The organism is Micromonospora inaquosa (assembly GCF_003857055.1).
GTDB lineage: Bacteria > Actinomycetota > Actinomycetes > Mycobacteriales > Micromonosporaceae > Micromonospora > Micromonospora inaquosa.
In genome coordinates this window covers 1-11213 of the sequence record NZ_QGSZ01000353.1, presented here as the reverse complement: position 1 = coordinate 11213, position 11213 = coordinate 1, and the positions used below count along the sequence as shown (strand labels likewise).

General features: G+C 71.4%; 9 protein-coding genes and 1 pseudogene. 4 read left to right on the top strand and 6 right to left on the bottom strand.

What is annotated here, in order from left to right:
* Positions 1-3: 3 nt before the first annotated feature.
* Positions 4-993: an aldo/keto reductase gene (locus DLJ59_RS32265; RefSeq protein ID WP_124777756.1), complete on the bottom strand. Its 990-nt coding sequence runs from the start codon at positions 991-993 to the stop codon at positions 4-6.
* A gap of 56 nt (positions 994-1049) precedes the next feature.
* On the opposite strand from DLJ59_RS32265, the pseudogene DLJ59_RS32260 reads away from it, so the two are divergent.
* Positions 1050-1418 (top strand): annotated as a pseudogene (locus tag DLJ59_RS32260) (MerR family transcriptional regulator).
* 13 nt (positions 1419-1431) lie between these two features.
* Here the strand turns inward: DLJ59_RS32260 and DLJ59_RS32255 are convergent.
* Together DLJ59_RS32255 and DLJ59_RS32250 are read right to left on the bottom strand one after the other, a co-directional pair.
* Complete coding sequence (locus tag DLJ59_RS32255) at positions 1432-1920, bottom strand: hemerythrin domain-containing protein (RefSeq protein WP_244236339.1); 489 nt, start codon at positions 1918-1920, stop codon at positions 1432-1434.
* Between the two features lie 92 nt (positions 1921-2012).
* On the bottom strand, positions 2013-3350 hold the full coding sequence (locus DLJ59_RS32250; RefSeq protein WP_124777758.1) for a low temperature requirement protein A: 1338 nt from the start codon (positions 3348-3350) through the stop codon (positions 2013-2015).
* A gap of 153 nt (positions 3351-3503) precedes the next feature.
* Between DLJ59_RS32250 and DLJ59_RS32245 the strand changes: the two genes are divergently transcribed.
* Positions 3504-4436: an SDR family NAD(P)-dependent oxidoreductase gene (locus tag DLJ59_RS32245; RefSeq protein ID WP_124777754.1), complete on the top strand. Its 933-nt coding sequence runs from the start codon at positions 3504-3506 to the stop codon at positions 4434-4436.
* Between the two features lie 83 nt (positions 4437-4519).
* Here DLJ59_RS32245 and sucB read toward each other — a convergent pair whose 3' ends face one another.
* Both sucB and lpdA read right to left on the bottom strand, forming a co-directional pair.
* Positions 4520-6352: a 2-oxoglutarate dehydrogenase, E2 component, dihydrolipoamide succinyltransferase gene (gene sucB / locus DLJ59_RS32240; protein ID WP_124777752.1), complete on the bottom strand. Its 1833-nt coding sequence runs from the start codon at positions 6350-6352 to the stop codon at positions 4520-4522.
* Between the two features lie 66 nt (positions 6353-6418).
* Positions 6419-7810: a dihydrolipoyl dehydrogenase gene (lpdA, locus tag DLJ59_RS32235; protein ID WP_124777750.1), complete on the bottom strand. Its 1392-nt coding sequence runs from the start codon at positions 7808-7810 to the stop codon at positions 6419-6421.
* Positions 7811-7987: 177 nt separating this feature from the next.
* Here lpdA and DLJ59_RS32230 point away from each other — a divergent pair, with 177 nt between their 5' ends.
* Entirely contained in the window at positions 7988-8317 is a 330-nt protein-coding gene (locus DLJ59_RS32230) for a hypothetical protein (RefSeq protein WP_124777748.1), read from the top strand.
* Positions 8318-8362: 45 nt separating this feature from the next.
* Here the strand turns inward: DLJ59_RS32230 and DLJ59_RS32225 are convergent, their stop codons facing one another.
* A complete protein-coding gene (locus tag DLJ59_RS32225; RefSeq protein ID WP_124777746.1) occupies positions 8363-9934 on the bottom strand; it encodes a leucyl aminopeptidase in 1572 nt (523 codons plus the stop codon).
* Positions 9935-10096: 162 nt separating this feature from the next.
* Between DLJ59_RS32225 and gcvT the strand changes: the two genes are divergently transcribed.
* The coding region (gene gcvT / locus DLJ59_RS32220; protein ID WP_124777744.1) for a glycine cleavage system aminomethyltransferase GcvT at positions 10097-11213 on the top strand (1117 nt) is incomplete at its 3' end.

Here is an 11213-nt window from a genome sequence, read left to right as displayed (position 1 = left end):
GGGTTAGGGGGTGCGGAGATCGGTGAGGAGGCGTTCCACCTCGGTGTAGGACTCGGGGCTCAGGGGGCCTTGCTCCAGGGTGGCCAGGTTTTCGTTGGCTTGGGCCACCGTGCGCAGGCCGGGGATCGGCACGGTACGAGGGCTGCGCGCCAGCAGCCAGCCGAGCGCGCCCTGGGCCAGGGTGCGCCCGTCGGCGGTGAGCGCCGCGCGGACCTGGTCGACCCGGGCCGCCCAACGGGGTGTCGGCCGGCCGTCGGTGAACCACTCCAGCCACTCCGGTGCCCGTCCGCGCACATCGTCCGCCCCGACGGCCCGGGTCGACCCGGTGAGCAGACCCATCGCCAACGGCCCACGGTTGAGGCTGGCCAGGTCGTGTTTGTCGCAGACCGCCAGCACCGCCGCGTTGTCGCGCAGCACCGACTCGTCGTGCTGGATCACGGCGCAGTGCGGGCCGGCGGCGGCGAACTCCTCCGCCGAGGCCGGGTCGTCGGTGCTCCAGCCGTACGCCCGGATCTTGCCCTGGTCGACCAGGGACTCGAGGGTGTCGACCAGATCGAGCGCGGCGGGCACCGGCAGTGCGTTGACGTGCAGTTGATAGAGGTCGACGTAGTCGGTGCCGAGCCGGCGGAGCGAGTCGTCCAGGCTGCGCACCGCGAAGGCCGGGCTGGCGTCGGTGCCGAGCGCCCGCCGGGTGGCCTCTTCGCTGACGTTGCCGAACTTGGTGGCGATCACCACGCTGTCCCGCCGCCCGACCAGGGCTTGACCGAGGATCCGTTCGCTGTGCCCGGCGCCGTAGTTGCTGGCGGTGTCGAACAGGGTCACCCCGAGGTCGAGCGCCCGGTGGATGGTGCGGATCGACTCGTCGTCGTCCACCTCACCCCAGCCGAACGGCTGCCCGTCGTCACCCCAGAGCGGGCCGCCGATGGCCCAGCACCCCATTCCGATCGCGCTCACCGTCATGTCGCTGCGTCCCAGCGTCCGTGTCGTCGTCATAGTGACCAGCCTCCAACCTGGAGCGCGCTCCAGGTCAAGCACTACCATCTCGCGACATGAGCGGTTACGCCCCCTCGGAGGCCGCCCGCCGCAGCGGCTTCAGCCTGGACACTCTGCGGTACTAGGAGAAGATTGGCCTCCTCGCGGACGTGGAGCGGACGCCGGGCGGGCAGCGGGTCTTCACCGACGACGACCTTGGCTGGCTGGTGCTGTTCCGCTGCCTGCGCGACACCGGGATGCCGATCGCGCAGATGCGCCGCTACGCGCAACTGGCCCGCGACGGCGAGCACACCGCCGACGAGCGGCATGAGTTGCTTCGCGACCACGCGGCGCGGGTCGAGGAGCAGATGCGCCTGCTCCAGCGCCAGTACGACCACCTCCGGGAGAAGATCCGCTTCTACGAGCGCCTGCCCGGCACCAGCTAGCGAAGCTCCACAGTCAGCGGGGGACCTGCGGCGGCGCGTTCAGGCCGAGCAGTTGCTCGGTCGTTCCGGGTCGACCGGTGAGCGCGTTCAGCGCGGTGACCAGCCGTTTCTCCTCGTAGCGGAAGTGCGATTCCAGCAGGGCGGCCAACCCGCCCAGCTCGGCGCGCACCTGGGCGACCGGCATCGGCGCATCGCCGCCCAGCAGGGCCTCGACCCGTTCCAGGATCCCCGCCACCACCTCGTGATCGGTGATCAGGTTGTCGATGACCGGGCGCAGTTCGGGGACCTCTTCGGCCAGCAGCCGGAACGCGCCCCCGTCCTCACCGGTGTGGTGTCGGCCGAGCGCGGCGCAGAAGGTCAGGCAGTGCGCCCGCAGGTCCCGGGACGGGGTGTCGAGGCTGGTCCGCAGCCGGGCCAGTTCCGCGCTGAGCCAGAGGTGGATCTCGATCATCTGATTGCCGACGGCGGCGAGCCGGTCGGCCGGTGAGTTGGTTGGGTGCACGTTCGTCCCATGCTGTCCCCGCGCCTCCATGCCCACGGCGGCCTTCGTGCCGGGTGCACCGCGACGCTGCGCCGGATCCTATACCGGCTGCGTCACGGCGTGGTCGGCTCGTCGGTCTCCCGGACGTCGTGCCAGCGCGCACGCCAGCCGGCCTCGTGGGCCTCGTGAGTGGTCCGCTCCTGAAAGACGGCGGATCGCAGAGCGTGCCGGGACTGTGACATGACCATCACCTCCACGGCCACCAGCGCCACGCAGATCACGGCCGCGAGGGTGAGCGCGCCCAGTGCCGGCAGGTGCTGGCCGATCGGGAGGGCCGCGGCGAGTACCAGGATGACGCCGATGCGGGTCCACGTGACGGTGTGCAGGGTGCGAAGCTGGAAGAGCAGATTGACGACGAAATAGCAGATCAAACCGCCGAAGAGCATCGGCACCGCCGGCCCTTCGACCTTCTCCGCGATCCCGCCGGCCGGATCGGTGATCTTGTGGAGGGCCTCCTCGTTGCCGATCGAGAAGAGGATCACTCCGGCGATCATCAGCAGGTAGAGATACGCGTACGCGTCGCGGGCCATCGCCACCCGAGGGCCACCCTCCGCCGCGTGCAGGGCGATCCGGGCGGCCGGCCCGATGAAGTCGAAGTGCGCCCACCAGAGCGCGGCGGTGACCACGATGCCGAGCGCGGCGGCGGCTACCGCCGGCCAGGTGACCGGCTTGCCGAGCAGGTTGCCGCCCACCCCCGTGGAGATGATCGACTCGCCCAGCGCGATGATCAGGATGAGGTCGTAGCGTTCCGTCCAGTGTTCGGCGCTGATCACCCCCCAGCCCCAGGTCCCGACGATGAAGCCGGTGGCGTACTGCACCACCACCACGGCGATCCACAGCCCGTCGCGGACCATGGCGGCCTGGTCGGGGTCGGTGATCTGCGGTGGGATGAGCGCGGCGGCCAACAGCAGCACGATGCTCACCGCCAGCTCCGGGGCGAACCGCCGCAGTTGCCGCCGCTCGTGTGGGCTGTCCCGCACCACATGCTGGTAGAGGATCATGTGTACGGCCCGGACCACGACGTAGCTGATGGCCACCAGCATCGGGCCGGCGGCGCTCCCCTTCGGGTCGCTGAACGCCTGCGGGAGCGCCAGCGCGAACGCGAACAGGGCGACCATCGCGATCACCATGAGCACCGGGACGTAGCCCTCGCCGAGCCGGACGCGGGTGGCGACCAGGCTGTGCACCACCCAGATCCACCAGAGCACGGCGAGCACCAGGCCGGCGTGCAGCAGTTGCCGGCCGGAGATGTTCGCAGCGGTGGCCCGGGTGATGATGAAGGGCGAGAAGACGAAGACCAGATCGAAGAAGACCTCGAACTTGTCCACCCGGGCGCCGGGGGCGATCGGAACGGCCGGTCCCAGCTGTCCACCCCGCCGGTAGCCGCCCACGCTCCAACTCTGGCAGCGTTCGGGCTGGTCGGAGGCGCGAACGGCGATGGCGACGTAGTCCGGCGTTACCTCCGGCCCGGGCCGGGGAAACACCCGCACCACGGCCGCACGCAGCGGGCCGGCCGGTCCGCCCCACCCGGACAAGGATGGACAATGACGACGAACCCGATCAGCACCCCGTTCGCCCATCACTCCACAGCCATGGACGTGATCAAGGGCGTGGACCTCGTCGGGCGACGGGCGGTCGTCACCGGCGGGTCCTCCGGCATCGGCGTGGAGACCGCCCGCGCCCTGGCCAGCGCCGGCGCGGCGGTCACGCTGGCCGTCCGCAACCCCGACGCCGGCCAGCAGGCCGCCAACGACATCACCGGCACCACCGGAAACGACCGCGTCCTGGTCGCCCCGCTCGACCTCGCCGATCAGGATTCCGTCGCGGACTTCGTGGCCAACTGGGACGGCCCGCTGCACATCCTGGTCAACAACGCCGGCATCATGGCCGCGCCCCTGTCCCGGACCCCGCAGGGCTGGGAGATGCAGTTCGCCACCAACCACCTGGGGCACTTCGCGCTCGCCACCGGGCTGCACCGGGCCCTCGCGGCCGCCGACGGGGCCAGGATCGTCTCGGTCAGCTCCGCCGCCCACCTGCGCTCACCGGTGGTCTTCGAAGACATCCAGTACGACCAGCGGGAGTACGAGCCGTGGCAGGCGTACGGGCAGTCCAAGACGGCCAACGTGCTCTTCGCCGTGGAGGTCACCCGGCGTTGGGCTGACGACGGCATCCTCAGTAACTCGCTGATGCCCGGGGCGATCCAAACCAACCTCCAGCGCTACGTCAGCCAGGAGGAGTTGACCCGGATTCGCGCCGGTAACGCGGCGGCCTGGAAGACCGTCGAGCAGGGCGCTGCCACCTCGGTGCTGGTCGCCGCCTCGCCGCTGCTCGACGGTGTGGGCGGACGCTACTTCGAGGACTGTCAGCAGGCCGCCCCCGCCCGGCCCGAGGGGCGGACGGGCGTCGCCGACTACGCGCTGGACCCGGAGGCCGCCGAGCGGCTCTGGCAGGTCTCGACCGCGCTGCTCAAGGGCTAGGACCACAAACTCAAGGGCTGAGGACCACAAACGGAAGGGCGCCCCGGTCGACGACCGGGGCGCCCTTCGGCGTTGCAGATGGATCAGGCCAGGCCCAGCTCCGACTCGAAGTTGCCGGCCTCCAGCCGCTCCTTGACCGCGGTCAGGAAGCGGGCCGCGTCGGCGCCGTCGATCAGGCGGTGGTCGTAGGACATGGCCAGGTAGACCATCGACCGGACCGCGATGACCTCGCCCAGCTCCGGGTCGTTCACCACGACCGGACGCTTCACCACGGCACCCGTACCGAGCATCGCCGATTGCGGCGACGGCACGATCGGAGTGTCGAAGAGGGCGCCCCGGCTGCCGGTGTTGGTGAGCGTGAAGGTCGCCCCGGCCATCTCGTCCGGGGTGATCTTGTTGGCCCGGGTGCGCTCGGCCAGGTCGGCGACCCGCTTGGCGATGCCGCCCATGTTGAGGTCACCGGCGTTGTGGATGACCGGCACGAGCAGCCCGCGCTCGGTGTCCACGGCGATGCCGAGGTGCTCGGCGGCCGGGTAGGTGATCGTGCCGCCCTCCAGGTCCATGCTGGCCTGGATGATCGGGTGGGTCTGGAGCGCCTCGACGGCGGCGAGGGCGAAGAACGGCAGGAAGGACAGCTTCACGCCGTGCTTGGCCTGGAACGAGTCCTTGGCCTTGACCCGCAGCTTGGCGACCTTCGTGACGTCGACCTCGACGACAGTGGTCAGCTGCGCCGTCTCGTGCAGCGACTGCTGCATCCGCTTGGCGATGGTCGCCCGGATCCTCGGCAGCTTCTCCGTGGTGCCCCGCTTGGCGCTGGGCTGCGGCTTGGCGGCCGGCTTCGCCGCAGCGGCCGACGGCGCGGCGGCCGGCTGAGCCGCCGGAGCCGGCGCGGCCTGGGCGGCCTTGGCCTTCTCGGCCGCGTCGAGGACGTCCTGCTTGCGGATCCGGCCACCCACACCGGTGCCGTTGAGCGCGGCCAGGTCGACACCGTGCTCGCTGGCCAGCTTGCGCACCAGCGGGGTCACGTACCCGGCGGCCTCCTCGCCGGCACCCGGTGCCGGGGCGGACGGGCGCGGCGGCGTCGGGGCCGCCGCGGCCGGCTGCGCGGCCTGCTCGGTCTTGGCCGGCTGCGCCGAGCTCTCGGTCTCCGCCGCGGGCTCGTTGTACGAAGCGCCCGGGGTCGGCTCCTCGACCTTCGGCGCCGGCTTCGGCTCGGCCTTCGGCGCCGGCTTGGCCTCCGCCTTCGGCTCGGGCTTCGGCTCGGGCTTCGCCGGGGCGGGGGCCGCACCGGCAACGCCGATGATCGCCAGGTCGGCACCGACAGCGGCGGTCTCGTCCTCGGCGACCTTGATCTCCAGCACCGTGCCGGCGACCGGCGACGGGATCTCGGTGTCCACCTTGTCGGTGGAGACTTCCAGCAGCGGCTCGTCGACCTCGATGGTCTCGCCGACCTGCTTCAGCCAGCGGGTGACCGTACCCTCGGTGACGCTCTCACCCAGCGCGGGCATCTTCACCGCGGTGCCCTCGCCCGACGGCGCGGCGGCCGGAGCCGGCGCCTCGTCCTGCGCCACCTCGGGGGCGGTGCTCTCGGCGGCGGCCGTCGGCTCGGCGGCCGGCTCGACCGACTCGCTCGGAGCCTGCTCCTGCGGGGCGGCCTCGCCGCCGCCGGTCGACTCGCCCTCACCGGCGATGACAGCCAGCTCGCTGCCAACCTCGGCGGTCTCGTCCTCACCGACCACGATCCGGCTCAGCACGCCGGCGGCGGGCGACGGGATCTCGGTGTCGACCTTGTCGGTCGAGACCTCGAGCAGGGGCTCGTCAACCTCGACCGTGTCGCCCTCCTGCTTGAGCCAGCGAGTGACGGTGCCCTCGGTGACGCTCTCGCCGAGCCGGGGCATGGTGACCGATACCGGCATTTTCTGAGACTCCTTCATTCCCCTGGTGGGATCTTCGCCCGTCGCCGGACGCCGCGGTTTGGATGATCAGGCGTGCGAGTGCAGCGGCTTGCCGGCGAGGGCCAGGTGCGCCTCGCCCAGGGCCTCGTTCTGGGTCGGGTGGGCGTGCACGAGCTGGGCGACCTCGGCCGGGTACGCCTCCCAGTTGTAGATGAGCTGCGCCTCACCGATCAGCTCACCCACCCGGGCGCCGATCATGTGCACGCCGACCACGGGGCCGTCCTCCACCCGCACCAGCTTCACGAAGCCGGTGGTCTTGAGGATCTGGCTCTTGCCGTTGCCGGCCAGGTTGTAGTTGTACGTCTTGACCTTGTCGGCGCCGTACTGCTCCTTGGCCTTGGTCTCGGTGAGACCCACCGACGCCAGCTCCGGGTCACAGTAGGTGACGCGCGGGATGCCGACCTCGTCGATCACGGCCGGGGTCTGCCCGGCGATCTCCTCGGCCACGAAGATGCCCTGCTGGAAGCCCCGGTGGGCGAGCTGGAGGCCGGGCACGATGTCGCCGACCGCGTAGACGTTCGGCACGCTGGTGCGCAGCCGCTCGTCGGTCAGCACGTAGCCGCGGTCCATCTTGACGCCCTGCTCCTCGTACCCGAGGTTGGCGGTGTTCGGGCCGCGACCGACGGCGACCAGCAGCAGCTCGGCCTCGACGGTCTCGCCACCCTGGATGGTCAGCTTGACGCCGTTCTCGGTCTTCTCGACCTTCTCGAACGGCTTGCCGACCTTGAAGTTGATCTTGCGCTTGCGGAACGCCCGCTCCAGCGCCTTCGACGACTCCTCGTCCTCGGCAGCGACCAGCCGGGGCAGCGCCTCGACGATCGTCACGTCCACACCGAAGGACTTCCACACGCTGGCGAACTCGACACCGATCACGCCGCCACCGAGCACGATCACCGACGACGGCACCCGGTCCATGGTGAGCGCGTGGTCGCTGGTGATGATCCGCTCGCCGTCGACCTCCAGGCCGGGCAGGCTCTTCGCGTACGAGCCGGAGGCCAGGACGACGTTGCGGCCGGTGTAGCGCTTGCCGTCCACCTCGACCACGTTCTTGCCGACCAGCTTGCCCGCGCCGGCGACGAAGGTGATGTCCTTCGAGCTGCCCACGAGGCCCTGCAGGCCCTTGTACAGCCGGGCGATCACGCCGTCCTTGTACGCGTTGACCCCGGCCATGTCGATGCCGATCAGCTCGGCCTTCACGCCGAACTGCTCCGACTCGCGGGCCTGGTCGGCGATCTCGGCGGCGTGCAGCAGCGCCTTCGTCGGGATGCAACCGTTGTGCAGGCAGGTGCCGCCGAGTTTGCCCTTCTCGACCAGCGCGACCTTCAGGCCCAGCTGGGCGGCGCGCAGCGCGGTCGCGTAGCCGCCGCTGCCACCTCCGAGAATGACAATGTCGAAGGTCGCTTCGTTCGGCTCGCTCACGTCCAACTCCCAGGTCGCGTCGCTGCATCGGGGGTCACGGGATGTAACACGGACACACCCCACCTCGGTCATCTTGTCACCACTGGGCACAGGGTGCGTAGTGAGGTGCCCAACGACACGTCATCGACACGTACCCTTGGCACCGTTGTCGATGACGCACGGTGGGGGAGAAATTCGGTGGGGTTGTTCCGGCGCCGCAAACAGGCGGCTGTGCCGAGCCGTGACCGAGCCGCCGATCGTGGCGATCTGGACCATCTGGAGAACTTCATCCGGAGTCGGCGCGGCGTCGAGGCGTACATCGAGCCACGGACGACCGTGACGGAGACCACGGTGATCCTGATCGCCGACGACGGGGAGTGGACCCGCCGGCGCATCGACGGCCCGGACGGGGCCCGGCGCTTCGCGTACCGGATGGGCATCCCGGTGTACGACGTCCGGCTGATGGGCTACCCGCAGCGGATGCGCGACTTCAACGAGCGCCGCAAACGTCGCCCCGAGGGGTACTGAGAGGGGCCCCCGGTGTCGACCGGAGGCCCCTCGCTGTCAGTTCCGTCAGCCGTTGGCGGCGACATCCTCGACGAGCTGCACCAGGGTGCGGACCGGCACGCCGGTGCCGCCCTTGGTCAGGTAGCCGGTCGGCTCGCCCGAGTGGTAACCCGGCCCGGCGATGTCGATGTGCGCCCAGGCCACGTCGTCGGCCACGAACTCGCGCAGGAACACGCCGCCCTGCAGCATGTGACCGGCCCGGTCCATGCCGGCGTTGACCTGCGAGATGTCCGCCACCTCCGACTCCATGCCCTTACGGACGTCGTCGGGCAGCGGCATCGGCCAGGCCGGCTCGCCGACGGTGTCGCCGGCCACCTTCACCCGGTCGCACAGCTCCGGGGTGCCCATCACGCCGGCCATCCGCTTGCCCAGCGCGATGACCTGGCCGCCGGTCAGGGTGGAGGTCTCGAACAGGTAGTCGGTGCCGTCCGCGCAGGCGCGGGCGATGGCGTCGCCCAGGATCATCCGGCCCTCGGCGTCGGTGTTGAGCACCTCGACCCGCTTGCCGTTGAACATGGTGATCACGTCACCCGGCCGGTAGCTGGTGCCCGACGGCATGTTCTCCGCCATCGGCAGGTACGCGCTGACCGCCACCGACGGCTTCAGCGCGGCGATCGCCAGCATGGTCGCGCCCACCGCTGCGGCGCCCGCCATGTCGGACTTCATCTCCCACATGCCCTGCGCCGGCTTGATCGAGATGCCGCCGGTGTCGAAGGTGATGCCCTTGCCGACCAGCGCGACCCGCTTGCCGTTGCCGCCGTCCTGCGGGGTGTAGGTCAGCTTCACCAGCCGCGGCGGGGCCTCCGAGCCCTGCCCGACCGCGACGATGCCGCCGTACCCGCCGGCGGCCAGCGCCGCCTCGTCCAGCACCTCGACGCCGAGGCCCGCCTCGCGCGCCGCGCTCGCGACCGCGTCGGCGAACGACGGCGGACGCAGCTCGTTCGGCGCGGTGTTCACCCAGTCCCGGCTGAGCCGGACCGCGCCCGCCACCGCCTGCGCCCGGGCGACCTCCGCCTGGGCGTCCGCGTCGCCGGCGTCCGGCACCGCGATGAGCACCTCGGCCACCGGCTCCCGCCGGGTCGGCTGGGGCCGGGTCTTGTAACCGGCGAACCGGTACCCACCCAGCAGCGCGCCCTCGGCGACCGCGCGCAGCTCGGCCGACGCGTCCGCGTCGGGCAGCGGCAGCGCCAGCGCGACCTTGGGTGCGCCCGCCAGGGCCCGGATCGCCGCACCGGCGGCCCGGCGCAGCGTCTCCGGGGCCGGTGCGGCACCCGACGGCTCCGGGCCGAGCCCGACCGCGGTGACCAGCGGCGCCGTCACGGTGCCCAGGGTGGCCAGCTTGATGACCTCACCCGGCCCGCCGGTCGCGCCGAGCAGCGCGAGGGTCTCGGTCAGCTTGCCGTCGAACGCGGCCGCGATGCTCTCCGCGCCGCTGGCGAGCAGCAGGGTGCCGGCGAGGCCGCTGGTGGCGCCCTGCTCTCCGGTCTGGCTGTGCACGCCGATCACGATCGCGTCGACGGCGAGCTCGGCCGGGTCGGTGTCGACCAGGCTCAGGTTGGTGGTGCGGGGTGAAGTCACTGAAGCTACTCCGGGCGGGCCGGGCCGGTCGCGGCATCGCGTACCAGCGGTGAAGGTCTCCGGCGGAACCTACCCGCCGGACGTCATGGCTGTCCCGCCGACGGTGCCAGCGGGCTCCCGCCGATGCTAACCAGCGACGTTGCCCCCGGTAAGTTGCCACCCATGACCGACGTGACCTCCGACGCTGCCGCGACCCGGCTGCGTCGTTCCCCGCTGCACGAGCGGCACATCGCCGCCGGAGCCAAGTTCGCCCCCTTCGGGGGCTGGGAGATGCCGCTGGAGTACGCCGGCGGCGGTGTGCTCAAGGAGCACACCGCGGTGCGTACGGCGGTCGGGGTCTTCGACGTGTCGCACCTGGGCAAGGCCCGGGTGAGCGGCCCCGGCGCGGCCGACTTCGTCAACTCCTGCCTCAGCAACGACCTGGGTCGGATCGGCCCCGGCCGGGCGCAGTACACGCTCTGCTGCGACGACGCCACCGGCGGCGTGGTGGACGACATCATCGCCTACCTGTACGCCGAGGACCACGTCTTCCTCATTCCGAACGCGGCGAACACCGCCGAGGTGGTGCGCCGGTTGCGCGCCGCCGCGCCCGCGCAGGTCACCGTCACCGACGAGCACGAGGCGTACGCGGTGCTGGCCGTGCAGGGCCCCCGCTCGGTCGAGTTGCTGGCCGCCCTGGACCTGCCCACCGAGCACGGCTACATGAGCTTCTCCGCCGCGAGCCTGGCCGGGATGGAGCTGACCGTCTGCCGTACCGGCTACACGGGCGAGTTGGGCTACGAGCTGGTGGTGCCGGCGGAGCACGCGGTCGCCGTGTGGGACGCGCTCTTCGCCGCCGGCGCGACGTTCGGGCTACGCGCCTGCGGGCTGGCCGCCCGGGACACGCTGCGTACCGAGATGGGTTACCCGCTGCACGGGCAGGACCTGTCCCTGGACATCAGCCCGGTGCAGGCCCGCTCCGGCTGGGCGGTCGGTTGGGACAAGCCGGCCTTCTGGGGCCGCGACGCGCTGCTCGCCGAGAAGGCCGCCGGCCCCCGGCGTACGCTGCGCGGCCTAGTGGCCGTCGACCGGGCCATCCCGCGCCCCGGCATGACCCTGCACGTCGGCGACGTCCAGGTCGGCACCGTGACCAGCGGCACCTTCAGCCCGACGCGGAAGCAGGGCATCGCCCTGGCCCTGCTGAACACCGACGCCAACCTGGCCGACGGCGACGAGGTAGAGATCGACATCCGGGGCCGCCGAGCCCCCCTGACCCTGACCAAACCCCCCTTCGTAACCC

What these genes read in the sequence shown, in the direction of transcription:
- sucB (WP_124777752.1), bottom strand. Translation starts at nt 6,352, where the DNA reads ATGCCGGTATCGGTCACCATGCCCCGGCTCGGCGAGAGCGTCACCGAG.
- DLJ59_RS32245 (WP_124777754.1), top strand. Translation starts at nt 3,504, where the DNA reads ATGACGACGAACCCGATCAGCACCCCGTTCGCCCATCACTCCACAGCC.
- DLJ59_RS32265 (WP_124777756.1), bottom strand. Translation starts at nt 993, where the DNA reads ATGACGACGACACGGACGCTGGGACGCAGCGACATGACGGTGAGCGCG.